Below are 23,640 nucleotides of genomic sequence, written 5' to 3' on the forward strand. Positions count from 1 at the left end.
CAGTCTGACGGCCAGACAGTGCTGGTTTGGTATGGGGCTCTTGCCAGGACAGGCGCTCAGTGCGCAATCATACACCGCGCAGCATGTGTAATGTGCGCGTTTTAATATGCATGTTTAATGCCCTCGTTTATATAAGGCCCGCGCATGAGTACCTACGCGATTGGCGATTTGCATGGCTGTTACGCCGAGTTTATGACGCTACTTGAAGCCCTGAACTTTAATCCCTCGCACGACACTTTGTGGCTGGTGGGCGATGTGATCAACCGTGGGCTAGGCTCCCTTGAGTGTTTACGCGAAGCGCACGCACTGGGCGGCTCGGTACGCTGTGTGCTGGGCAACCACGACTTTCATCTGTTGGTGGTCGCGCGTGGCGGCGGTAGGCAAAAAAAGCACGATACCCTCAACGATATTCTTAATGCGCCAGATCGCGAGCAACTGCTGGATTGGCTGCAGTGCCAGCCGCTTGCAGTGCAGCAAGGCAATACCCTAATGACGCATGCCGGTTTGCTGCCTCAGTGGCGCATAGAGCAGGCTGTCGCTTATAGCCGTGAGGTTGAGCAAGCGCTTGCCAGCGAGCAGTCAGGGCATTTCTTGACCGAGCTTTTTGGTAATCAGCCTGATCGTTGGCGAGAGGACCTGGAGGGAATGGACCGGCTGCGCTTTATTGTTAACGCTATGGCACGTATGCGATTTATTGACAGCCAAGGGCGGCTGGAGTTTGCTGCTAAAGAGGGACTCGCTAGCACCCCGCCTGGCTTTGCGCCGTGGTTTCAGTATGCCCGTGACGACGACCCTCACCTCCTGTTTGGGCACTGGGCCGCGCTAGAAGGAAAGACTCGGGGCGCCAGGGTTCGGGTAGACGCGTTGGATACGGGCTGCGTGTGGGGTGGGGCGTTAACCGCGCTTAATATAGATACCGGTGAGCGAATGAGCGTACCCAGCCAGCAACGAGGAGGGCGGTAGTGATGGCGCACTCAAATGATCCGCGCATTGCCGGGCTGGACGTATACCGCGTGGGCGGCGCTGTTCGCGATGCGCTGCTGGGCTGGCCAGTGTATGATAACGACTGGGTGGTGGTGGGCGCTACCCCAGAGGCTATGCGCCAGCGCGGCTTTAAGCCGGTGGGGCGAGATTTTCCGGTGTTTTTGCACCCTGATACAGCGGAGGAGTATGCGCTGGCGCGTACGGAGCGAAAAACCGGACACGGATATTCGGGGTTTGAAGTGCATGCCAGCCCCGAAGTAACGCTGGAAGAGGATCTGCTGCGCCGCGACCTGACCGTGAATGCCATTGCGCAACGGGTCGATGGGCCGCTGATTGACCCCTTTGATGGCCAGAAGGATATCGAACAACGCGTGCTGCGGCATATTTCCTCTGCGTTTGGTGAAGACCCGCTGCGGGTGCTGCGTACGGCACGTTTTTTAGCCCGCTATGCGTCGCTGGGGTTCTCTATCGCCTCTGAAACCTTGGCACTGATGACCGAGGTTAGCCGCAGTGGTGAGCTTGAGCATTTAGCCGCTGAACGGGTATGGGTCGAAACCGAAAAAGCCTTGGGTGAACCCAGCCCCGAAGCTTACTTCACGACGTTGGCGCAGTGTGAAGCGCTGGCAATATGGTGGCCGTTCTCAGCAGAAAAACTGCAGAGCGGCTTGGCCGCACTGCAATACGTGCCTGACGATAGCTCAACGCCGCTGGCACATTGGCGCTATGCATTACTGGTGAGTGTGCTGGACGATGCGGGGCGCGAGGCATTGGCGTCAACGCTACGTTTACCCAATGCCGTAGCGCAGTTGGCGCGCTATGTCGCGTTGACGCTTTCGCTACTAAAAGAGCCCTTAGAGGCGGTAGCGGTGCTGCATTGGCTGGAGCGCCTGGATGGTTTTCGTAAGCCTGACCAGGTCGCCACACAGCTCACGTTAGCCGGTGTGGTTGAAAGTGCCGGTGTTATTGAAAAAGAGTATGCCCAGCCGCTACAGGCTGCTTGGCAGGCGGCACGCAGCGTTAGCCCGCAGGGGCTAATCGCTCAAGGATTCAAGGGGGCTGAATTAGGCCAGGCGCTACGTGAACAGCGCCAGCAAGCAGTCAGTGATGCGTTAAGCGAATGATTAGCCAATCAGAAGAGGTTTAGCGAGCCTGGGACGTACAGAGCGCAGGCTCCGCGTGCGATATCCAGGCGCTGCCCCAGGTAAAATCTACCGCCCAAAGCCGCTGATTTCCCAGCGAAAAATTATTCCAAAGTGTGGCGTAAGGCGTGTTGCAAGCCGGGTGCCGTTCGTTAGGTAGCAGCTCCGCCAAGGGCTGTAACACGAATGCGCTTTCGGTCATCTCGGCGCGGGGCAGTGCAACACCTTCAACGACGCCCTGCAGGTTGCCCACCGTTAGCAGGTCGATATCCAGCGCTTTAGGGTTGTATTTGTCCAAGCCCTGCGTACGGCCATGAATAATTTCCAAAGCCTTGGCCCATGCCTGTAATTCACTCGGCGACCAGTTACTTTCGAAGGCCACTACCAGGTTATAAAAATTACGGGTATCGCTAAAACCAACCGGCTCGCTTTCAAAAACGCGCGAGACATTTAAAGGCCCGAAGGTATCGAAAAGTGCATCGAGACACAGGCGGATATGACGCACAGGATCAATATTGCTGCCTAAACTGACGGTAACCAGGCTCATGAGATTATGTCCTTGTGGCCTCCGGTAGCTCGCCACGTGTAATTTCAAGGCCTACGCTCGCCGCTTGCGGCACCGCGCCGGGTTTACGCACCCGCAAGCGTAACCAGGTAATGGAAAACTCGCTGCGCAGGCAGTCAGCCAAGCGTTCCGCGAAGGTCTCCACCAGCGCGAATTGATGCGTGTCAGCGAATCGTTGGATACGCTGGCAAATAGCCGCATAGTCTAGCGTTAAGCTTAAATCGTCAGTAGCGGCAGCCGGGCGAATATCGGTCGCCAGGGTTAAGTCCAGGCTAAGCGACTGTTGAATGGTGCGTTCCCAATCGTAAACACCAATCACGGTGTCTACCTTGAGTGCTTCGATCAAAATGCGGTCCACAAGCTCTTCCTCGGCGACAACAAGCGGGCGATTGTACGTTAGGATGAAACGAAACGACAGTAGGATGGAAAAGGCGCCATGGCGTGGTTAGTGTTCGGCTATTTAAGCGGCAGTTGGCTGGCAGCGATTAGTGTTTGCCGGATAGCGGGAGTGGGCGATCCTCGTCGCTGTGGCTCCGGTAATCCCGGTTTTTCTAACGTGTTACGCCTTTATGGGCCGCGCTTGGCGGGCGCCACGCTTTTGCTGGATGCGTTAAAAGGCGTACCCATAGTGCTTGCCAGTAAATTAATGGCGTTACCGGTCAGTTGGCAGGGGCTGATTGGGCTGGCGGTATTACTGGGGCATAGCTACCCGGTATGGTATGGATTTCGTGGTGGAAAGGCCGTCGCCAGCGCGCTGGGCGTGTTGCTGGTGCTGACCCCGGGTGTTGCGCTGGTGAGCGTGGGGGTGTGGACCTTGCTGGCGTGGCGCTTAAAAACCGCGGCAATGGCTTCCTTGTTAAGCGCGCTGGTGGCGCCGCTTGCCTGTATCTGGCTGGCGCCTGCTTATGTGGGCGTAGTGGGCGGCTTGAGTCTACTGGTGCTGCTGCGTCATGGGCTTAATATTCGCAGATTAAGACGCGGCGATGAGCCGCGCCTGGGGCGTCGCTAATTATTCGGCGTTGGGAGGCGTCAACTGATCAAGCGGCCAGCGCGGCGTAGCCTGCATAACGCCATCCTTGTCCTGTTCGCCAGCGGCCAGGCGCTGCGCGCCCACGTACGCGATCATGGCACCGTTATCCGTGCAGAACCGGCCGCGAGGATAGTAGGCCTTTGCCTGACGTTTTTGACACTCAAGTGCCAAGCGCTCACGCAACCGGTGATTGGCACTCACCCCGCCAGCCACCACCAGCCGTTTTAACCCCGTTTGGTCCAGCGCCCGTCGGCATTTGATGACCAGTGTATCGACTACGGCTTCTTCAAAGGCGCGGGCCACATCAGCGCGCGCCTGCTCGTCAAGCTCGCCAGCCGCTTCCAACTGACGTATGGCCGTTAAGGTATGTGTTTTTAACCCTGAGAAACTGAAATTAAGCCCCGGCCGGTCAGTCATCGGACGTGGAAAACGAAATCGTTTGGGGTCGCCCTGTTCGGCAAGCTTGGCCACCAACGGGCCGCCGGGATAAGCAAGGCCGAGCATTTTAGCGGCTTTATCAAACGCTTCACCGGCCGCATCATCAACGGATTCACCCAATAGCTGATAGCTTCCAAGTCCTTGGACTTCCACCAACTGGGTATGACCACCAGATACCAGTAGGGCCACAAAAGGAAACGCTGGCGCATCGTCTTCCAGCATGGGAGCGAGTAGATGACCTTCCATGTGGTGCACGCCCAATACCGGAATGCCTAGTGCACGGGCCATACCGTGGGCCGTACTGGCACCCACCATGAGCGCGCCTACCAACCCCGGGCCTGCGGTATAGGCAATACCCTCTAAATCGTCTCTTGTCAGCTTGGCATCACTTAACATTTGCTCAATCAAAGGGAGCAGCTTGCGCGTGTGGTCCCGTGAGGCAAGCTCGGGTACCACGCCGCCATACTCGGCGTGCATGGCAATTTGGCTATACAGCGCATCGGCCAGCAGGCCATCGCCCCCTGAGCGGGAGGTGTCATAAAGAGCAACGCCGGTTTCGTCGCAGGAAGTTTCGATGCCAAGCACACGCATAGGAAGTCTCTACAGAGGGCTAACAGATTGCATAAGGCAAAATTTTAACATGTCTAACGCCCATAAAGGTGGCATTGATTACACAATGTCAGGGGTGCAGTTTGCAATCATTGCCAACCACGACTAAACTATCGTGCGCTGTAAAAACTGGGTCGTACGCTATGTTCTTCGCAATAATGCGATGATGGTGTACGTACTTTCGAACTCAAGACTCCTTAAGGTAGGTGAGTGCTTAATGCCTTCTGTAAAAGTACGTGATAACGAGCCGTTTGACGTCGCCCTGCGTCGCTTCAAGCGTTCTTGCGAAAAAGCTGGTGTTCTTTCTGAAGTACGCCGTCGCGAGCACTATGAGAAGCCGACTGCTGAGCGTAAACGCAAAGCGGCAGCTGCCGTAAAACGCCACGCCAAGAAAGTTCAGCGTGAGCAAAAGCGTTTCGAACGGCTCTATTGATCCGTACCCGAGAGAGCCAGAGCGGTTAGCTGGTTGTCTCAAGAGGGATGCCAAGCGGCCGCCACTAGGTGGCCGTTTGTTTTTTCAGTTTTCTACGCTGTTTAAGGTGATTGGGCAGTCCGCCAGATGACGTTAAGCAAGCGTTTAGCGCACATGCGCGAGGGTGCCGTTGTAAATGGCAGGCCAGATTCCCCAGCGTTTTATTGACGATTTGCTTAGCCGCGTTGACGTGGTGGAAGTGGTTGGTGAGCGTGTGCAGCTTAAAAAGGCTGGCCGGAACTACTCGGGTCTTTGCCCTTTTCATCAGGAAAAAACGCCTTCGTTTACGGTAAGTGCTGATAAACAGTTTTATCACTGCTTTGGCTGTGGCGTGCATGGGAATGCACTACGCTTCTTGATGGAATACGACAAATTGCCGTTTCCTGAAGCGGTGGAGCAGTTGGCCGGGCGGCTGGGTCTTGACGTGCCACGCGAAGGCGCTGACGACCCGCGTGCGCATCAGCGTGAAAAAAAGCGCAAAGAGGGCGTTAACCTGCTCGAGCTTGCGGCAAGCTTTTATCGCGAGCGTCTTAAAATGCGCGAAGGGCAAGGCGCCCAGCAATATCTGGAAAACCGAGGGCTTTCTGCTGAGGTGATCAGTGCCTACGGCATAGGCTACGCGCCTGGCGGTTGGGAAGCGCTCAAGCAGCACCTTGGTGAGCGGGAGATATCAGAACCTGTCCAGATTGAGTATGGCCTGTTGATTCATCGTGAAGATACGGGGCGTACTTACGATCGTTTTCGGGATCGGGTGATGTTTCCGATCCGCGATCTACGAGGGCGGACGATTGCATTTGGTGGGCGAGTGATGGGCGACGAGCAGCCCAAATACCTCAACTCACCAGAAACCCCAGTGTTTCATAAAGGGCGCGAGCTTTATGGGCTTTATGAGGCGCGCCAGGCATCCAGCAAGCTTGAACAGCTGGTGATGGTAGAAGGCTATATGGACGTTGTGGCGCTTGCGCAGTACGGCATCCATAACGCGGTGGCTACGCTGGGAACCGCGACGACCGAAGATCATCTAAGCCGTCTGTTTCGTTTGGTCAGCCGAGTGGTGTTCTGCTTTGACGGCGACCGCGCCGGCCGCCAGGCCGCCAGTCGAGCGCTGGAAACCGCGCTGCCGTTGATGATTGACGGCCGTGAGGCGCGTTTTCTATTTCTGGCAGAAGGTGATGACCCGGATACGCTGGTGCGTCGTGAAGGCGCCGAAGCGTTTAAGGATCGTGTTACCTGCGCGATGCCGCTGTCGGAGTTTTTGTTTGAGCAGGCGGCTCAGGGCCGTGATTTAAACACGGTGGAGGGGCGCGAGCGATTTGCAAGCCAGGTGCTTGAAGCGTTGAACAAAGTACCTGATGGCATGCTCAAATCGTTACTGCTTGAAGCGCTTGCCAAGCGCAGTGGCTTGGCGCAACAGCAGTTGCAAGCGCTGTTGGATAAGCGCACAGCGGCACCCAAGGGGCAAGCGTATTGGGAGGCGGCTGAACCTGTTGTCGAAGATAGCGCGGAGCAGACAAGTACTGTAAAGGCGGGCTCTACTGGAGCTACGTCACGTGCACGTAACCGGGTGCTTACGCCCGTTGGGCGCATCGTGCAGCTTCTGCTGCACGAGCCGAGCGTAGTGTCAGCCTTGCCGGATAATCTGGAGTGGCTGCCTGATGATGCGGATACGCCGCTCTGTCGCGATTTGATCGTGCTCTTGCAGGCCGGACGCTATCGCAGTCCGCAGGTCGTGCTGGCGCATTTTCAGGGTACGCCACAGGGCGCGGTGCTGGCAGAGTTTGCCGCGCGGGAGTTATTGATCCCCAAGGCAGCACGAGAAGCAGAGTTAAGGGGGTTGGTTGAGCACTTGCAGCAGAAGCAACGTAAGCGCTCGCCCCAGGAAGAGTACGAGGCGTTGTTGGCTCAGGAACGCGCTGGGCAGAAATTGGATAAACAGCAGCGTCAGCGCTTGGCCGGCTTGGTAGTCGAGTTGGCCCAGCGGTTTTGACCGGTGTTCGGAGAGAGGGGGTTGAATTTTTCCCTCACCAACACCAGATATAGGGTCAGTCACCAAGGGCTGGCCTAACCGAACAACCTAACACACCTGAATGACCGCGCAAATACGTTTCGCTGGAAAAAATACAGCTATTTACGCTATACTGTTCGGCTTGTTGAGTTTAATCGATTCAGCGCTCCAGGTGTTTCATTCTTCTTCGTCGAGATAGGGTTTCTATGGCTGGAAATGCGCAGCAGCAGTCACGTCTGAAGGAGTTGATCGCGCGCGGCAAAGAGCAGGGTTACCTGACGTATGCCGAGGTCAACGACCATCTACCCGAGGATATCGCCGACCCGGATCAAGTGGAAGACATCATTGGCATGATCAACGACATGGGTATCCGTGTCGCTGAAGAAGCGCCTGATGAAGACACTTTGATGATGTCGGATCACTCCACGGACGAGTCCGCTGCGGAAGAGGCCGTTGCGGCACTCGCTGCCGTGGAAAGCGACGTGGGTCGCACCACAGACCCAGTCCGCATGTACATGCGTGAAATGGGCACAGTAGAACTCTTGACCCGTGAAGGCGAAATCGAAATTGCCAAGCGGATTGAAGAGGGTACACGTGAAGTCATGTCGGCACTGGCCTACTTGCCAGGGGCTGTCGCCTCCATTCTGGATGCTTACGACGCTACTCAGGATGAAGAAGCGCCTGGCCGTCTGTCGGATCTTTTCTCAGGGTTTATCGACCCCGATGAAGGTATCCCCGGCGTTGCCGAAGCGGATGTGCCTGAACCTGAGGTAGCCACCGACTTAAGCGACGACGAAGACGGCGACAGCGATGGCGAGGAGGATGACGAAGATTCCAACGCCAGCGAAGGCGGTCCGGACCCTGAAGAGGCGCGGGCGCGTTTTGAGCAAATTCGCGAGCAAAATGCGTTAGCCGGAGCGGCGCTTACCAAGCACGGTCGCGGCAGCGCCGAGCTGAAAGCCGAGCAGGCTCGTCTTGCCGAATTGTTCTCGCCGATCAAACTGGTGCCGAAACACTTTGAACGCCTGGTAGGCCAGGTACGTATTAGTGTTGAGCAAGTGCGTGCCCAGGAAAAAGCGGTCATGCAGCTTTGTGTTAAAAAAGCCAAAGTGCCGCGCAAGACGTTTATCAAATCGTTCCCGGGTAGCGAATCTAACCCCAAGTGGTTGGATGCGTTCCAGGAAGCGCAGCCCAAATACGCTGACCGTCTTGAGCCGTTACGTTCTGATATCGCCCGTTCGCAGCGTAAAATTGCTTTCGAAGAAGACATGGTGCAGCTCACCGTGGCGGATTTGAAAGAGGTGAACCGCAAGCTGTCGATTGGTGAGGCAAAAGCACGCCGCGCCAAGAAAGAGATGGTTGAGGCCAACCTGCGTCTGGTTATCTCGATTGCCAAGAAGTACACCAACCGTGGTCTTCAATTCCTTGATTTGATTCAGGAAGGCAATATCGGTTTGATGAAGGCAGTGGATAAGTTCGAATACCGTCGGGGTTATAAGTTCTCTACTTATGCGACCTGGTGGATTCGTCAGGCGATTACCCGCTCAATTGCCGACCAGGCACGGACGATCCGTATTCCGGTTCACATGATCGAGACGATCAACAAGCTTAACCGCGTGTCGCGCCAAATGCTGCAGGAAATGGGCCGCGAACCGACCCCGGAAGAGCTCGGCGAACGTCTTGAAATGCCCGAAGACAAGGTACGTAAGGTGCTTAAAATTGCCAAAGAGCCTATCTCCATGGAGACGCCGATTGGTGATGATGATGACTCGCATCTGGGCGACTTTATCGAGGACGGCACCATGCTGCTGCCTATCGATATGGCCACCGGAGAAGGCTTGATTGAAGCGACGCGTAACGTACTGGGCGGCCTCACCGCACGTGAAGCCAAGGTACTGCGCATGCGGTTCGGTATTGATATGAATACTGACCACACGCTTGAAGAAGTGGGCAAGCAGTTTGACGTAACCCGTGAGCGGATTCGTCAGATTGAGGCCAAGGCGCTGCGCAAGCTTCGCCACCCTAGCCGCTCTGAGCCGCTTCGCTCGTTCCTGGACGAGTAAGCCAGTCCAGGTTAGTGCTTAGGCGCTAGTGTCTAGCGTAAAAAAAGCCCGCCGTTTTTTAAACGGCGGGCTTTTTGCTATCTAGTGTCAAGCACTCCACGAATCCTGATGCCGTTGAGCCTTTGTTATAGCGTGTAGTGAGTTGCAGAGCCAGGACCAACAGGCAGGCCCAGCAAAAACACCCACACAAAGAACAGTAAGCTCCAGCCGATCAACATGAATAGCGTATAGGGCAACATTAAGGCGACCAGTGTGCCTATGCCCATATCGTTGCGATAACGGGTAGCAACCGCCAGTATCAGCCCAAAATAGCTCATCATCGGAGTGATCAGGTTGGTGACAGAGTCACCGATCCGGTAGGCCGCCTGAATCACCTCTGGCGCGTAGCCCATCAGCATCAGCATGGGAACGAAAATCGGAGCGGTCACCGCCCATTGCGCCGATGCGCTGCCCAGCGACAGGTTGACGAACGCACACAATAAAATAAACAGCGCAAACAGACCCGGGCCACGTAGCCCAAGAGACTCCAGCAGATCAGCGCCCGCCACGGCCGTCACGGTACCAAAATTGCTCCAGTTAAACAGCGCCACAAACTGAGCGGCAAAGAAGACCAGCACAATATACAGCCCAAGGCTGCTCATGCTTTTGGCCATGGCATTTACCACATCACGATCATTGTGCATCGTGCCTGCCAGGCGCCCATAGATGAAGCCCAGTAGTGAGAAGGAGACCGCTACAATGACCACAATGCCGCTCAGGAAGGGCGAGCCGCTGATTAGCCCTGTTTCTGGATTACGCAATATGCCATTTTCAGGTACCACGGTCATGGCAATTAAGCCAATAAGCACCAGTGTGGCAAACCCCGTGCCTTTTAGCGCCCGCTTCTCCTCAGCGGAAAGCCCTTGCATGGACTGCTGGCCAATGTCGCTATCGGCATCAGCGGCATCGTATTTGCCAAGCTTCGGTTCCACGATACGCTCGGTAACCAGGCCGCCGATCAAGGTCACAAAGAAGGTGCTGACAAACATGAAGAACCAGTTTGCTTCAGCGCCTACCACATAAGCCGGGTCCAGTAGGCGAGCGGCCTCTTGGGTAATACCAGAAAGTAGCGGGTCGACGGTTCCAATGAGCAGGTTGGCGCTGTAGCCGCCGGAAACACCACAGAAAGCTGCAGCGAGACCCGCCAAAGGGTGGCGCCCAAGCGAATGGAAGATCATGGCGGCCAGAGGAATAAGTACAACGTAGCCAAGTTCGGACGCCATGTTGGACATAATGCCCGCAAACACAATGGCGTAGGTAACGATGCGGGGTGAGCGGTTAAGCACCAACGCTCTCATACTGGCAGAAAGTAGCCCTGAGTGTTCGGCTACGCCAACGCCCAGCATGGCAACCAGCACAGTGCCTAAAGGCGCAAAGCCTGTGAAGTTTGTCACCATCTCGGTGACCAGCCGGCGTAAGCCTTCGGCATTAAGGAGGGAATTAACCGCAATCCATTCGCCCTCGTTAGCGGGGCGTGGGTCGGCAACTGACACGCCTAAGGCACCGGCAATACCGCTGGCTATCACCACAAGGACACATAAAATGGCAAATAGCGTGACCGGATGAGGGAGCAAGTTGCCAAGCCACTCAACGCTATCGAGAAAGCGGGTAAACGCGCCACGCTTTAGGTTTTTTTCATGGTTTTTAGGGGGTGTCATAAGTTTTATGTCGTTAGAGTGGAGGTTTGTAGCAAAAAAAAGCCCATTGGGGCTAAAAGATGACACTACTTTGAAGTGTATAAGGGCGCAAACGGCTTTACGTATAGCGGGATTTAAAAAATGAAATGCCGTAAGCGCAGGAGGGGCTATGGCAAGCGAAAGGCCGGCTCTGGCGTTAAAGTGATGGCGTGTTCGGCAGTACTCGCGACATATTGGCCACCAGATAATCGACCAATTGACGAATCTTGGGGGATAAGTGGCGGTGGCGGGGGTAAACCGCCCAGACAGCCGTATCATGATGCTGAAAGGGCTCCAGTACGGCGATGAGTTCGCCACTTGCAAGGTGAGGTGCTACGTAATAGTCAGGCAGTTGGGCAAGGCCCAGGCCCTTAAGCGCGGCATCCAGCAGGGCGGGACCGGAGTTACCCGTCCAGCAGCTTTCTACGCGTACTTCGCGGCGTTGGCCGTTGCTATCAAACAGCCAATTAGGCCGTGAACCGACCAAACAACGATGTTGGCCAAGTTCCGCCAACGTGTGAGGAGGCGGTGTCTGGCGAAAGTAATCCTGAGAGCCGACAACGTATTCACGTCGGTCGCACAGGCGCCTGGCGATCAGGCTTGAATCCTTTAGTACGCCCATGCGAATGGCGATATCAAAGCCTTCCTCAATGAGTTCAACGGGCCGGTTGGTAAAATGCATGTACACTTCAAGATCAGGATGTAGGCATTGAAATTCATTCACCAGTGGTGCGATATAACGTTCGCCAAAGGTAGTGGCTGAGGTCAGCTTAAGCAGGCCTCGAGGCTTGGCCTGCAGTTCGCTCAGCGCCTGTTCGGCATCTTTCAATCCATCAAACAGATGTTGACAATGCTCCATATACAGAGCGCCTGCATCCGTTAAGCGTATTTGACGCGTTGTACGGTAGAGAAGCTGAATGCCGAGCTGGTTTTCAAGTTGGCTCACCAAGCGGCTAATATGCGAGGTTGATACTTTTAGATGGTTTGCGGCCGCAGAAAATGTGCCCAGTCTGACCACTTCAATAAAGGCTTCGACACGATCCCAGCGCTGCATGGAGGCTCATCCGTTGTAGGTGATTGTTGCTCAGTGGCAATAATATTATGAGTATATCCCGCTTTTTCTAGTACCTCTAGCTACCTTACACTGTCGCTATTGGAGCAATACGTTATCTGTTCAGGCGACTTACTGCGCCACTGTCTTAAGGAGTGACACTATGAAATCACGTGCTGCCGTTGCGTTAGAGGCGGGTAAACCGCTTGAGCTGGTTGAAATTGATGTGGAAGGTCCGAAAGCGGGCGAAGTGTTGGTAAAAATGGCGGCTACTAGCGTTTGTCATACCGATGCTTATACGTTGTCGGGCGCTGACCCGGAAGGACTCTTCCCTTCAGTGCTGGGTCATGAAGGCGCTGGTGTCGTTCAGGAAGTAGGTGAAGGGGTGACCAGCCTCAAGCCAGGCGACCATGTTATTCCGCTATATACCGCTGAGTGTGGCAAGTGCAAATTCTGTCTGTCAGGTAAAACCAACCTGTGCGGCAGCGTGCGTGCCACCCAGGGTAAAGGCGTAATGCCCGACGGCACCTCGCGCTTCTCGCTGGATGGCAAGATGCTGCACCACTACATGGGAACGTCCACGTTCAGCGAATACACCGTACTTCCTGAAGTCTCGTTAGCGGCGGTTTCCAAAGAAGCCCCGATGGATAAAATCTGCTTGCTGGGCTGTGGCGTAACTACCGGTATTGGCGCGGTACTCAATACTGCAAAAGTAGAGCCAGGCGCTACCGTCGCAGTCTTTGGTTTGGGGGCGATTGGTCTGGCGGTAATCCAGGGCGCGGTCATGGCGAAAGCGGGTCGAATTATCGCCATTGATGTTAATGCGGATAAGTTTGAGCTGGCCAAGCAGTTTGGCGCGACTGACTTTGTAAACCCCAAGGATTACAGCGACTCCATTCAGCAGGTTATTGTTGATTTGACCGATGGTGGCGTGGACTATTCGTTTGAGTGTATCGGTAACGTCAATGTGATGCGCTCAGCGCTTGAGTGCTGCCACAAAGGCTGGGGCGAATCGATCGTGATTGGCGTCGCCGGTGCGGGGGAAGAGATTTCCACACGTCCGTTCCAACTGGTGACCGGGCGCGTTTGGAAAGGCTCCGCGTTTGGTGGTGTGAAAGGCCGCAGTGAACTGCCAGGCTACGTTGAGCGTTACATGAACGGTGAAATTAATATTGATGATTTTATTACTCACGATATGCCGTTTGAGAAAATCAACGAAGCGTTTGAACTGCTGCATGCGGGCAAGAGCATCCGCACCGTTCTGCATTACTAGGTCGTTATTAACAGGTCTGTATTGTTAATTTACTGATAAAGCGCGGCAGGCAGCACTGCCGCGCTTCTCTTTTCGCAAGGAGCCTGCCCCATGAGCATGAGTGAAACCCTGGAACTGGTGTCTGCCAATCGTAGTTTTGGTGGCTGGCACAAACGCTACCGCCATTACTCTCGGGCGCTGGATTGCGATATGGAATTTGCGGTGTACTTACCGCCACAAGCCGAAAGCGAGCGTGTACCGCTTTTATGGTGGTTATCCGGGCTTACCTGCAACGATGAAAACTTCATGCAGAAAGCGGGCGCCCAGCGGATAGCGGCAGAGCTTGGGATTGCCATCGTTTGTCCGGATACCAGCCCGCGTGGCACAGACTTACCGGGCGAGCACGATAGTTATGACCTTGGCTCGGGGGCAGGTTTTTATGTCAACGCTACCCAAGCGCCGTGGAAGCCACACTATCGAATGTACGACTATATCGTTGAAGAGTTGCCTTCCGTTGTACGCCAGCACTTCCCGGTAAACGGGCGTGAGTCGATTAGCGGCCACTCGATGGGCGGCCACGGGGCATTAATTTTAGCGTTGCGTCATCCAGGTCGTTTTAGCTCGGTGTCAGCATTCTCGCCAATTGTGAACCCGATGAACTGCCCTTGGGGGCAAAAGGCGTTTACCAGCTATTTGGGTGAGGATCAGTCAACCTGGCGTCAGTACGATGCCTGTGAACTGGTCGCTAATGGTGCCTCGCGTCAACGGCTGTTTATTGACCAGGGCGAGGCGGACCAGTTTTTAGAAGAGCAGCTCAAGCCCGAGCGGCTTGAAGCCGTATGTGAAGCGCATGATCACCCGCTGACGCTGCGTCGTCAGCCGGGTTACGACCATAGTTACTTCTTTATTGCCTCGTTCATTGAGGAGCATCTACGTTATCATGCGGAACATCTTATGAAATCTTAAGGATAACGATGCTTAAACGTACGCTGAGCCGCTTTCTTCGTCAGCTATGGCGTCTTGTGTGGCGCGGCGTGCTGGTTTTTGTGCTTCTTTCTGTGGCACTGGTCATTCTGTTTCGTTTTGTGCCCTTGCCAGGCTCCATGATCATGGTGGAGCGCAAAATACAGAGCTGGGTAAACAGCGAACCTATTCGCATTCAGCATCAGTGGCGAAGCTGGGACAATTTATCCAGCAATGCCAAGTTGGCGGTGATTGCTGCTGAAGATCAGCGCTTCCCTCTGCATCGAGGCTTTGACTTTGTTGAGTTGCGACGCGCCTGGGAAGCCAGTCGTGATGGCGGCCGTTTGCGCGGCGCCAGCACGCTGAGTCAGCAAACAGCCAAAAATGTTTTTTTGTGGAGTGGGCGCAGTTGGACGCGCAAAGCGTTAGAGGCCTGGTTCACACTGTTGATTGAAATTCTCTGGAGCAAACAGCGTATTCTTGAGGTGTATCTGAATATCGCTGAATGGGATAGCGGCGTGTTTGGCCTGGAAGCCGCAGCGCAACACTATTTTGGCGCCTCCGGTGGAGCGATGACGGAGCGCCAAGCAAGCCTGCTCGCGGCCATCCTCCCCAGCCCACGCACCCGCAGCGCCTCTCGACCTGACGCCCAAGTGGAAAGGCGTAGCCAATGGGTACGCCAGCAGATGCATAACCTGGGCGGAGTAGGGTACCTGGAACGGCTATAGAAGGCTGGATTAAAGAGCTAAAGCCAGCTTCTTCCCTTGATGCGCTTCTATTTATAAAAAAGTGCACGAATATTATTCAAAATGATAGCGGTATTTTTTTGTATAAGTGATTGAATATAAACTGTTTTTATATATTTTTATGTGTGTTGTTATTATCGTAACTTCATTTTGTTACGTTCTCTTACTTAAAAAATTGAACCTGTGCTGAATCCTTGCGTCACATTTACCACATTCATATCGCGTCAATGAGGTTTCTTACTATGCAACGTATAACTGCTCTATTCTCTGCTGCCCTGCTCGCTACTGGCTTAATGGCATCTACTGCCAACGCCCAGCAAGCGCAGGACCCGGCTCAGGATCCCATGGCTACTCAGCAAGCAGCACCCGCCCAGGATTTTTCTGACCAGCAGTTACAGCAGTTCGCCGATGCTTCTCAAGAAATCGCCGTGATCTCGCAAGAGTATACACAGCGTCTGCAGGAGGCAGGAGATGAGTCAGCCCAACAGGAAGTTCGCGCCGAAGCAAATGATCGTATGATCGAAGTGGTTGAAGACAGCGGCTTGGATGTCGATACCTTCAATGCTATCGGTCAGTCTATCCAGCAAGATCCGGAAATGATGCAGCGTGTTCAAGAGATGGCAAACCAGTCCTAAGCCATCGCTAGTTGATACACCATCAAAGCCCGACACCCAGGTGTCGGGCTTTTTTTGCGTCCAGGGTTTACGCTAGTGATGAACCGAGCCAAACTCGGCTTATCTATTAGACACGTCTTGGGAGATCACATGGACGTAGAGCTACTTGAAATACGCCAATTTATGGGCCAGTTTCCTCCTTTTGATGGTCTCTCGGATGAGCTGCTTGATGCGATTGCCGAGCGCGTTGAGGTCAGCTATTTCAAAACGGGCAGCGAGATCCTGGAGCTAAATGATATCGTTAGTGAGCTGTGCTTTATAAGAAGTGGCGCCGTTGAGGTGTATCGCCGCCAGGGTGAGCTTTATAACCGATTAGGCGAGGGGGATATTTTTGGCCACTTTAGCTTATTGCGGAATCACAAAGTGCGCTTCCCGGCCCAGGCGATTGAAGATACGCTGATCTATTTTATTCCCAACGATGTCTTTCAGCGCTTATGCGAAGAGGACGATAACTTCGCTGACTTTGTAGAGCTTGAGCGGCCACGGCTTGAAACGGTTGCCGAGCAACAAAAAAAGTCGAACGATATGATGGTCACGCGTATTCGCAAACTGGTGACCCGCTATCCCGTCATGGTGGCATCCACCACCAGCCTTCAGCAGGTTGCCCAGCAAATTAACGATGCCCAGGCATCAGCGGCCATTGTGCTCACCCAATGCACCGGCAGCCCGCGCTACAGTTTTCAAGACAGCGAGGGCGCCAAATGGAAAATGGTGGGTATTTTTACCGATAGTGACTTTAGAACCCGGGTCGTGGCAGAGGGGCTTTCACCGCAAACCGCGATTGGCGATGTCGCGTCCTCTCATTTGATTACCATACAGTCGGATGCGTCGATATATGAGGCTATGCTGACCATGCTGCGCAACAATGTTCATCACTTGCCGGTGCTGTATCGGCAGCGGCCTGTTGGCGTGGTGCACCTTTCCGATATTATTCGCTATGAAACGCATAGCGGACTCTACCTGGTCAGCAATGTTTTCAATCAGTCCAGCGCACAAGGGCTTGCCAAGCTGGCGCCTGATGTTAGTGCGGCGTTTGTACGAATGGTTCAGGAGGGCGCTAACTCGCAAATGGTGGGCAGCGCGCTTTCAACGGTGGGGCGTAGCTTCTTCCGGCGCCTGCTGGAATTGGCCGAAGCTGAGCTTGGGCCACCGCCGGTACCTTACTGTTTTATGGTTAATGGCTCAATGGCACGCAATGAACAAAGCATTGTGACTGACCAGGATAACGCGCTCATTTTGTCTGATGACTTTATCCCTGAAGAGCATGATGCTTATTTTTATGCGCTGGCCAAGTTTGTTAGCGATGGGCTGGATGCCTGCGGTTACACCTACTGCAAAGGCGATATCATGGCCACCAATCAAGAGTGGCGTCAGCCGCTGAGCGTTTGGAAAGGCTATTTTGAAGACTGGATTTCCAATCCGACGCCTAAAAAGCTGCTGCAGAGTTCGATCTTCTTTGACCTTGATAGCATCTATGGCGAAGAACATTTTGTTGAAACGCTACAGGATCTAATTGCGCGTAGAGCTGCTGAATCGCCGTTGTTTTTAGCGGCAATGGCGCGTAACGCGTTGAACCGTACGCCGCCGCTTGGTTTCTTCCGTACCTTTGTCATGGAAAAGGATGGCAAGCATAACAATTCAATTAACCTGAAACGCCGTGGCACAGCGCCGATGGTTGATCTAATCCGTATCCATGCGCTGGCGTGTGGTTCCAAAGCGCAAAATACGTTTCAGCGACTAAAAGATATAAGCGATACCCAGCTTTTAGCCCCAGGTGTTAGCGATAAGCTGAGCTATGCGTTTGAGTTTTTATGTATGACGCGGTTGCGCCACCAGATGATCGATATTCAGGAAGACCGAGAGCCAGATAACAATATTGAGCCTGAAAATGTAGAGGACAGCGAGCGGCATACGCTGAAAGATGCTTTCCATGTGCTTAGCAATGCTCAGAAATTTTTAAAGTTCCGTTACCCGGTGCCCGCTCAACGGCAGAGGCACTAACATGCTAGGCATTCGCCCGCGTCACCGCATCACCCAGCCCGACTGGATTGACTATATGGCGCAGCGTGAGCGCCAGGCGAAAGACCCTGCTATCCAGCGGTTTTTTGCCACATCACTGCCTTCTGGTGATACCCCCATTGCTGACGTGCCGATGGTTGCGCTGGATTTGGAAACCACCGGTTTGGATGAGCGGCGCCATGCCATTGTCAGTATGGGCGTCGTGCCGTTTACACTGGACCGTATCAAGCTCGCGGAGCGCCGTTATTGGGTCGTCAAGCCCACTAGAACGCTGTCTGAATCCTCGATAGCTTTCCACCATATTACCCATTCCGAGGTGGCAGATGCCCCGGATTTGGACGTGGTGCTGGATGAGCTGTTGGACGCGCTCGCGGGCCATTTGGTCGTGGTGCACTTTCGCAATATTGAGCGGCCCTTCCTGGATACGGCGATTAAAGCACGGCGGGGCGAGGGGGTGATGTTCCCAATGATCGATACGATGTCGCTTGAGGCGAGGATACATCGACAAACGTTATGGGCACGTTTTCGCCGCTGGTTGGGACGCCCCCCGGTTTCAATACGTTTAAACGCTAGCCGTGCCCGCTATGGTTTGCCTGCCTATCAGGGGCATCATGCGCTGGTCGATGCATTGGCCACGGCAGAACTTCTCCAGGCGCAAATCGCCACCCATTATCAGCCAGATACGCCTTTAAAAAATATCTGGTGCTAGCACGGCATCCATAAAAAAACGGGCAGCCCTTGGGCTGCCCGTTTTGGTCATGCGTACCGATTAATTACACCGCTTTGGGTTCGCTCATCAAACCTTTGACGATTGCGTAGCACGCCACCAATAGAATAATGGTGAACGGGAAACCGGTGGAAACGGCCATGGTTTGTAGCGCCGTAAGGCCGCCGCCCAGCAGCAGCGCAATGGCAATGGCGCCTTCAATGATCGCCCAGAACACGCGTTGCGGTGTGGGGGCATCCACTTTGCCGCCCGCAGTGATGGAGTCAATCACAAGCGAGCCTGAGTCGGAGGAGGTGACAAAGAAGATGATGACCAGCAAAATCGCCACGAAAGAGGTGATTTGTGCCAGTGGCAATTGCTCCAGCATCAGGAACAGCTGAAGGTCGACGCCCGCATCGCGCACGGTGCTAATACCCTGGCTTACATATTGATCAATGGCGGTGCCGCCAAAGGTCGTCATCCAAAGTACCGATACTACTGAGGGGATAATAAGTACGGAAATCAAAAACTCTCGAACCGTACGGCCACGTGATACGCGGGCGATAAACATGCCGACGTAAGGAGACCAGGAGATCCACCATGCCCAGTAGAAGGCTGTCCAGCCTTGGCTGAAGTTAGCATCTTCACGGCCGAACGGGTTTGAAAGCGCGGTGAAGTGAGTCGCATAGCTCCACAGGTTTTCAAAGAAGCCCGTCGCGATGAACAGAGTCGGGCCTACCGCAATCACAAAGAACAGTAGCAACGCCGCCATGGCGATGTTGATCTTGGAGAGCAGTTGCACGCCCTTATCAACACCAGCAACAATGGATGCAATCGCCACCAGGGTAATGCCGACGATCAATAGAATCATCGTGACATCGCTTTCAGGCGCGCCAAACAAATACGAAAGCCCCGCTGCCGCCTGGCTGGCACCTAGGCCTAGTGACGTAGCCAAACCAAACAGCGATGCAAACACCGCCAGAATATCGATCACATGGCCTGGCCAGCCCCAAACGCGCTCACCCAAAATGGGGTAAAACACCGAGCGCATTGAAAGCGGCAAGCCTTTATTGAACGAGAACAGGGCCAGCGAAAGTGCCACGATGGCGTAAATCGCCCAAGGGTGCAGGCCCCAGTGGTAAATGGTGGCTGCCATGGCTAGCGATGTGGCTGCTGCAGCGTTGCCTTCGGCGCCACCCAGCGGTGCCCAATTACTGCCATCAAAGGCGGTGCCGAAGTGGGTAAGTGGCTCATTTACGCCAAAGAACATCAAGCCAATGCCCATGCCAGCGGCAAACAGCATAGAGAACCAGCCCATATAGGTGTAATCCGGTTTGGCGTCGACGCCACCAAGGCGGATTTTACCCAACGGGGAGAAAATCAAACCAACACATAAAATAACGAATATGTTGGCAGCCGTGATAAAAAACCAGGACAGGTTGCCGGTTAGGAAGTTGAAAATGGAATCGTATACCGGCGCAATGGTGTCTTGCAGCGCCAGCGTCAAGACCACGAATAGCAGTACAATAATCGCTGAAATGCTAAACACCTTGCCGTGCAGGTCAAGGTCAAAGCCCATTTTATTGGTCGTAATGTTGTCCTGACCAACAACGTAGTCGGTATCGATCAGATTTGCCGCCCCATCGGGAGCGGGTATGCCTTCAGGGGATTTTGGCTCCTCAGGGGAGCTATTGGGCTCTTGTTTATCCACGAGTACCTCTCCGTTTTAATTAGAAAACACGCGTAGTGTCGTTTTGCTTAACTATATATTAACAAGCATTGTATTGCTGTTTTATTGGAACTGTTTTGTAAGTGCAAACAAAGGTGCCGACCCCAGTATCAACTGACGTCGGCACAGTGGTGGATAGCGATTAGCTATTTAGCCATTGCTCAACCACATCCTGGTTTTCTTCGACCCACTTCTTGGCGTTCTCGTAGGGGTCGCTTCCGTCTTCCTGATTCATCAGCATTACTTCACCCATTTGCTCTGGGGTCCATTCGAATGCATTGAGAATCGCGTAGGCTTCTGGCATTTCATCGGCAAAACCGTTACGTACAACGGTATGAATTTGCTCAGCGCCTCCAAACACGTTTTCTGGATCTTCCAGGTATTTAAGGTCCCAGCGTGCAAACATCCAGTGGGGCGTCCAGCTGGTGATCACGATATCTTCTTCATTATTAATGGCGTTACTAAGCGCTGCCACCATCGTGGCGTCGCTGCCACTGCGCAGGCGAAGATCAAGGTCATAGGTATCGACAACTTGCTCCGTCAAGCCCATTAGGCCTGCACCAGGGTCTATACCGATGATCTCACTGTTAAAGAGGTCTGCGTTGCTATTAAGGTCGGCAATCGAGTCAACGTCTGTGTAAGACGGTACGACGAGCCCCAGTTTGGTGCCGTCCAGGTTGGGGCCCAGGTCTTCGACGTGGTCACCAATGCGCTCCATATACTCAGCGTGCGTTGTCGGCAGCCATGCGGCAACAATCGCATCGGCGTCACCGGTTGAAAGCGCCTGGAACATGGCCGCTGCGGAAAGCGAAGTCATGTCTACTTCGTAGCCAGCCTGCTCCAACACCGCAGCAACGACGTTAGTGGAGGCTACTTCTGACGACCATTCAACATACGCAAGATTGATGGTGCCTTGATCCTGCGCCTGAGCGGCACTGCCTACGACTAACCCAGTACCTGCAATCAATGCGGCAGAGGCCAGACGGATACGACGATTTAGCATACGTGTTTTCATTCACTTGCTCCCTTTTGTATTGTTTGCCTTAACATAACATCATGTTAGGCAATTCAGCATGGTCGTGAAAATAAAGCTCATCAAGTCAAAGGGGCTAACACCCCATCAAGCTACTTCTCATTTTCTCGTTGTCGTTGGGTATTTCAGTCAGCTTACCTTGAGGTCTTGCGTAACGACTGCGTTAAACGGTCAAGCAGCATGGCCAGAATAACAACGGCAATACCGGCTTCAAAGCCGTCGCCTGGGCGCAGGCGCTGTATTGCACGCCATACTTCGCTGCCTAGCCCATCGGCACCTATCATCGCGGCAATAACCACCATGGAAAGCGCTAGCATGATCGTTTGGTTAATGCCCGCCATCACAGTAGGTAACGAGAGCGGTAGCTGCACTTTAAATAGTTTTTGGCTTCGAGTAGCGCCGTAAGCATCCGCAGCTTCTATTAACTCTGTAGGTACCTGACGAATGCCGAGCGTCGTAAAGCGAATGGCGGGCGGCATGGAAAAGATAACCGTGGCAAAAATGGCGGACACAGAACCAATGCCGAAAAAGGGAATGGCCGGTATCAGATAGACGAACGCAGGCATGGTCTGCATAAAATCCAGCAGCGGCATGAACAAGCGATAAAGGCGTTCCGATAAGGCCGCGGTAATGCCGATAGGCAGTGCAATGACAACGGCAACGACGGTTGCGATCACCACCAGCGTTAACGTCTCGATCATGGGTCCCCAAAGGCCCATGTTCCAGATTAATGCCAAGCCAAGGACCGCTCCCAGTGCCAAGCGCGGGCCCGCAAGCCTCCAGCAAAGCAGCGCAATAATGGCCAGCAGTGCCCACTCCGGTAGCCACATCAGCCCATCATTCAGGCTGTTAATCCCGGTTTGGGTAAAGCGTGAAATGCCGCGAGTAACCACAGAGTATTCGCTGGTTAGCCAAGTGAGGCCACCTTCGATCCAACTGCCTAGCGGGATACGGGGAATGTCCATTACGGTTCTCCTGCTCGTGCCAATTCATCCAGTACCGCGCCTTTCACCACAACGCCCAGAAGGCGTTGCTGTTCATCTACCACGGCAATAGGAAAGCTCTTTTCACTAAACATGGCGAACAGGTTCTGCAACGGCTCGTCGGGGGACACTTTGCGGAAGTCCTGAGTCAGGTAGTCGGCGATTTTTTCGGCGCCTTCCTTGATCGCCGTACTCGCGGACTCGGCTTCCAGTAGCCCGAGCAGACGGCGGTCACGGTCAGTTACGTAGATAGAGTCAATTGCGTGGTCCCGCATGCGGTGAAGTGCCGTGCGGGGGCCATCACTATCACGCGCGGTGCTACGCAGTGGGCGCATAGCGCTCTCGGCCGTTAGCACACGCGAGCGGTCGACCCCTTCGATAAACCGACGCACATAATCGTCCGCAGGTTGGGTCAGAATTTCTTCAGGAGTGCCAATTTGGACGACTTCGCCATCTTTAAGCAGCACGATTCGATCACCGATATTCAGCGCTTCATCCAAATCGTGGGTAATGAAGACCGTGGTCTTTTGCATTTTGGCTTGGAGCTGCAAAAGTTCCAGTTGCATGTCCTTACGAATCAAGGGGTCAAGCGCTGAAAATGCTTCATCCATTAACAGTACGCTGGCATCGTTAGCCAGTGCGCGGGCCAGGCCAACGCGCTGCTGCATTCCCCCTGAAAGCTGGTGGGGATACGCGTTCTCCCAGCCTTCCAGACCCACCTGTTTAAGGGCGGTATGGGCGATTTTATGACGCTCGGCTTTATCAATGCCGCGTATTTCCAAGCCAAACTCTGCGTTTTTTTGCACCGTGCGATGCGGAAACAGCGCAAAATTTTGGAAGACCATCGAGAAATGGCGGCGTCGGCACTCCAGTAACGCTTTTTCACTCAGGGTGGGGATGTTTTCATCATCAATGATGATCTCACCTTCCGTTGTGTCAATCAGGCGATTAAGACAGCGGATCAGTGTCGATTTGCCTGAGCCCGAAAGGCCCATGATGACGAGGAGTTCACCTTCATAAACATCGAAGGATATGTTGGAAAGGCCGAGTGTCTGGCCTGTTTGTTCAAGGATTTCTGGACGTTTAAGACCCTGGTCGCGTAGCTCTAATGCTTTTCGAGGTTGTTTACCAAAGACCTTACTTAAGCCTCGGACTCTAATTTTAACAGGACGTTGCTCATCCATAGGCGATGCCTTTTATGTGTATGAGGCGCTTTGTATGGTTGCTCTTTCTGATTTGCCGCCATTTACATAAAAGCAGCGCCACCTTCTATATAAAGCAGCCACACAAAGCATTCATAATGAAAAAACAGTATATGGTTGTATATTTATTAAAAAATATTATACATAAATGAGAGGGTTGTGTCACAACGCCTCTTTAAGCGCGGTCAAGAAATGCCACATGTGTCATTTTGCGCCCACGCGTGGTTGATTGTTAATAGTGATTGTTTCTTTTAAGGTGTTG

At 53.8% G+C, this 23,640-nt stretch carries 21 protein-coding genes; 12 read left to right on the forward strand and 9 right to left on the reverse strand.

All coding sequences use genetic code 11. From position 1 onward, the window contains the following. Positions 1-144: 144 nt before the first annotated feature. Positions 145-963, forward strand: coding sequence for a symmetrical bis(5'-nucleosyl)-tetraphosphatase (locus ACT3R4_RS12840; protein ID WP_441679249.1), 819 nt, complete (start codon positions 145-147; stop codon positions 961-963). A gap of 2 nt (positions 964-965) precedes the next feature. Continuing rightward, positions 966-2,105, forward strand: coding sequence for a tRNA nucleotidyltransferase/poly(A) polymerase-related protein (locus ACT3R4_RS12845; RefSeq protein ID WP_441679248.1), 1,140 nt, complete (start codon positions 966-968; stop codon positions 2,103-2,105). A 19-nt stretch (positions 2,106-2,124) separates the two neighbouring features. Here the strand turns inward: ACT3R4_RS12845 and folK are convergent, their stop codons facing one another. Both folK and folB read right to left on the reverse strand, forming a co-directional pair. Next, positions 2,125-2,670, reverse strand: coding sequence for a 2-amino-4-hydroxy-6-hydroxymethyldihydropteridine diphosphokinase (gene folK / locus ACT3R4_RS12850; protein ID WP_441679247.1), 546 nt, complete (start codon positions 2,668-2,670; stop codon positions 2,125-2,127). Between the two features lie 4 nt (positions 2,671-2,674). Further along, positions 2,675-3,046, reverse strand: a complete 372-nt coding sequence (gene folB / locus ACT3R4_RS12855; RefSeq protein ID WP_192527421.1) for a dihydroneopterin aldolase — start codon at positions 3,044-3,046, stop codon at positions 2,675-2,677. A 78-nt stretch (positions 3,047-3,124) separates the two neighbouring features. Between folB and plsY the strand changes: the two genes are divergently transcribed. Continuing rightward, positions 3,125-3,697, forward strand: coding sequence for a glycerol-3-phosphate 1-O-acyltransferase PlsY (gene plsY / locus ACT3R4_RS12860; protein WP_172117515.1), 573 nt, complete (start codon positions 3,125-3,127; stop codon positions 3,695-3,697). On the opposite strand, the gene tsaD is transcribed toward plsY, so the two are convergent. After that, entirely contained in the window at positions 3,698-4,747 is a 1,050-nt protein-coding gene (gene tsaD / locus ACT3R4_RS12865; RefSeq protein WP_441679246.1) for a tRNA (adenosine(37)-N6)-threonylcarbamoyltransferase complex transferase subunit TsaD, read from the reverse strand. Between the two features lie 235 nt (positions 4,748-4,982). Here tsaD and rpsU point away from each other — a divergent pair, with 235 nt between their 5' ends. From rpsU to rpoD, 3 genes are all read left to right on the forward strand, one after another. Next, positions 4,983-5,198, forward strand: coding sequence for a 30S ribosomal protein S21 (gene rpsU, locus ACT3R4_RS12870; RefSeq protein ID WP_008956349.1), 216 nt, complete (start codon positions 4,983-4,985; stop codon positions 5,196-5,198). Between the two features lie 175 nt (positions 5,199-5,373). After that, positions 5,374-7,224 (forward strand): DNA primase, encoded by a 1,851-nt coding sequence (gene dnaG, locus ACT3R4_RS12875; RefSeq protein ID WP_441679245.1) that lies wholly within the window; start codon positions 5,374-5,376, stop codon positions 7,222-7,224. Between the two features lie 224 nt (positions 7,225-7,448). After that, complete coding sequence (gene rpoD, locus ACT3R4_RS12880; RefSeq protein ID WP_172117518.1) at positions 7,449-9,305, forward strand: RNA polymerase sigma factor RpoD; 1,857 nt, start codon at positions 7,449-7,451, stop codon at positions 9,303-9,305. A 125-nt stretch (positions 9,306-9,430) separates the two neighbouring features. On the opposite strand, the gene ACT3R4_RS12885 is transcribed toward rpoD, so the two are convergent. Beyond that, on the reverse strand, positions 9,431-11,002 hold the full coding sequence (locus ACT3R4_RS12885; protein ID WP_441679244.1) for an AbgT family transporter: 1,572 nt from the start codon (positions 11,000-11,002) through the stop codon (positions 9,431-9,433). A 175-nt stretch (positions 11,003-11,177) separates the two neighbouring features. Next, positions 11,178-12,074, reverse strand: a complete 897-nt coding sequence (locus ACT3R4_RS12890; RefSeq protein WP_172117520.1) for a LysR family transcriptional regulator — start codon at positions 12,072-12,074, stop codon at positions 11,178-11,180. 160 nt (positions 12,075-12,234) lie between these two features. On the opposite strand from ACT3R4_RS12890, the gene ACT3R4_RS12895 reads away from it, so the two are divergent. The 6 genes from ACT3R4_RS12895 to ACT3R4_RS12920 all read left to right on the forward strand — a co-directional run bounded on the left by ACT3R4_RS12895 (position 12,235) and on the right by ACT3R4_RS12920 (position 18,434). Next, complete coding sequence (locus ACT3R4_RS12895) at positions 12,235-13,344, forward strand: S-(hydroxymethyl)glutathione dehydrogenase/class III alcohol dehydrogenase (RefSeq protein ID WP_193054474.1); 1,110 nt, start codon at positions 12,235-12,237, stop codon at positions 13,342-13,344. A 90-nt stretch (positions 13,345-13,434) separates the two neighbouring features. Then, positions 13,435-14,289 (forward strand): S-formylglutathione hydrolase, encoded by an 855-nt coding sequence (gene fghA, locus ACT3R4_RS12900; protein ID WP_087105329.1) that lies wholly within the window; start codon positions 13,435-13,437, stop codon positions 14,287-14,289. An 8-nt stretch (positions 14,290-14,297) separates the two neighbouring features. Further along, entirely contained in the window at positions 14,298-15,014 is a 717-nt protein-coding gene (mtgA, locus tag ACT3R4_RS12905) for a monofunctional biosynthetic peptidoglycan transglycosylase (RefSeq protein ID WP_441679243.1), read from the forward strand. Positions 15,015-15,274: 260 nt separating this feature from the next. Next, positions 15,275-15,667, forward strand: coding sequence for a DUF4168 domain-containing protein (locus ACT3R4_RS12910; protein ID WP_172117524.1), 393 nt, complete (start codon positions 15,275-15,277; stop codon positions 15,665-15,667). Positions 15,668-15,796: 129 nt separating this feature from the next. Continuing rightward, a complete protein-coding gene (locus ACT3R4_RS12915) occupies positions 15,797-17,707 on the forward strand; it encodes a DUF294 nucleotidyltransferase-like domain-containing protein (protein WP_192527425.1) in 1,911 nt (636 codons plus the stop codon). 1 nt (position 17,708) lies between these two features. After that, a complete protein-coding gene (locus ACT3R4_RS12920; RefSeq protein ID WP_172117526.1) occupies positions 17,709-18,434 on the forward strand; it encodes a 3'-5' exonuclease in 726 nt (241 codons plus the stop codon). 64 nt (positions 18,435-18,498) lie between these two features. Here the strand turns inward: ACT3R4_RS12920 and ACT3R4_RS12925 are convergent, their stop codons facing one another. From ACT3R4_RS12925 to ACT3R4_RS12940, 4 genes are all read right to left on the reverse strand, one after another. Further along, a complete protein-coding gene (locus ACT3R4_RS12925; protein WP_192527427.1) occupies positions 18,499-20,142 on the reverse strand; it encodes a BCCT family transporter in 1,644 nt (547 codons plus the stop codon). A gap of 160 nt (positions 20,143-20,302) precedes the next feature. Continuing rightward, a complete protein-coding gene (locus ACT3R4_RS12930; RefSeq protein ID WP_172117528.1) occupies positions 20,303-21,175 on the reverse strand; it encodes a glycine betaine ABC transporter substrate-binding protein in 873 nt (290 codons plus the stop codon). A gap of 152 nt (positions 21,176-21,327) precedes the next feature. Continuing rightward, a complete protein-coding gene (locus tag ACT3R4_RS12935; protein ID WP_172117529.1) occupies positions 21,328-22,158 on the reverse strand; it encodes an ABC transporter permease in 831 nt (276 codons plus the stop codon). Continuing rightward, a complete protein-coding gene (locus ACT3R4_RS12940; RefSeq protein ID WP_172117530.1) occupies positions 22,158-23,360 on the reverse strand; it encodes a quaternary amine ABC transporter ATP-binding protein in 1,203 nt (400 codons plus the stop codon). The genes ACT3R4_RS12935 and ACT3R4_RS12940 overlap by 1 nt, the downstream gene beginning before the upstream one ends. Positions 23,361-23,640 lie beyond the last annotated feature (280 nt).

Source organism: Halomonas sp. AOP7-E1-9, from assembly GCF_052376035.1.
GTDB lineage: Bacteria > Pseudomonadota > Gammaproteobacteria > Pseudomonadales > Halomonadaceae > Vreelandella > Vreelandella citrativorans.

Coding starts and splice junctions, on each gene's coding strand:
- ACT3R4_RS12890 (WP_172117520.1), bottom strand. CDS start 12,074: ATGCAGCGCTGGGATCGTGTCGAAGCCTTTATTGAAGTGGTCAGACTG.
- ACT3R4_RS12940 (WP_172117530.1), bottom strand. CDS start 23,360: ATGGATGAGCAACGTCCTGTTAAAATTAGAGTCCGAGGCTTAAGTAAG.
- ACT3R4_RS12935 (WP_172117529.1), bottom strand. CDS start 22,158: ATGGACATTCCCCGTATCCCGCTAGGCAGTTGGATCGAAGGTGGCCTC.
- tsaD (WP_441679246.1), bottom strand. CDS start 4,747: ATGCGTGTGCTTGGCATCGAAACTTCCTGCGACGAAACCGGCGTTGCT.
- plsY (WP_172117515.1), top strand. CDS start 3,125: ATGGCGTGGTTAGTGTTCGGCTATTTAAGCGGCAGTTGGCTGGCAGCG.
- rpsU (WP_008956349.1), top strand. CDS start 4,983: ATGCCTTCTGTAAAAGTACGTGATAACGAGCCGTTTGACGTCGCCCTG.
- ACT3R4_RS12915 (WP_192527425.1), top strand. CDS start 15,797: ATGGACGTAGAGCTACTTGAAATACGCCAATTTATGGGCCAGTTTCCT.
- rpoD (WP_172117518.1), top strand. CDS start 7,449: ATGGCTGGAAATGCGCAGCAGCAGTCACGTCTGAAGGAGTTGATCGCG.
- folK (WP_441679247.1), bottom strand. CDS start 2,670: ATGAGCCTGGTTACCGTCAGTTTAGGCAGCAATATTGATCCTGTGCGT.
- ACT3R4_RS12840 (WP_441679249.1), top strand. CDS start 145: ATGAGTACCTACGCGATTGGCGATTTGCATGGCTGTTACGCCGAGTTT.
- ACT3R4_RS12910 (WP_172117524.1), top strand. CDS start 15,275: ATGCAACGTATAACTGCTCTATTCTCTGCTGCCCTGCTCGCTACTGGC.
- ACT3R4_RS12885 (WP_441679244.1), bottom strand. CDS start 11,002: ATGACACCCCCTAAAAACCATGAAAAAAACCTAAAGCGTGGCGCGTTT.
- ACT3R4_RS12895 (WP_193054474.1), top strand. CDS start 12,235: ATGAAATCACGTGCTGCCGTTGCGTTAGAGGCGGGTAAACCGCTTGAG.
- ACT3R4_RS12920 (WP_172117526.1), top strand. CDS start 17,709: ATGCTAGGCATTCGCCCGCGTCACCGCATCACCCAGCCCGACTGGATT.
- ACT3R4_RS12845 (WP_441679248.1), top strand. CDS start 966: ATGGCGCACTCAAATGATCCGCGCATTGCCGGGCTGGACGTATACCGC.
- mtgA (WP_441679243.1), top strand. CDS start 14,298: ATGCTTAAACGTACGCTGAGCCGCTTTCTTCGTCAGCTATGGCGTCTT.
- ACT3R4_RS12930 (WP_172117528.1), bottom strand. CDS start 21,175: ATGAAAACACGTATGCTAAATCGTCGTATCCGTCTGGCCTCTGCCGCA.
- fghA (WP_087105329.1), top strand. CDS start 13,435: ATGAGCATGAGTGAAACCCTGGAACTGGTGTCTGCCAATCGTAGTTTT.
- dnaG (WP_441679245.1), top strand. CDS start 5,374: ATGGCAGGCCAGATTCCCCAGCGTTTTATTGACGATTTGCTTAGCCGC.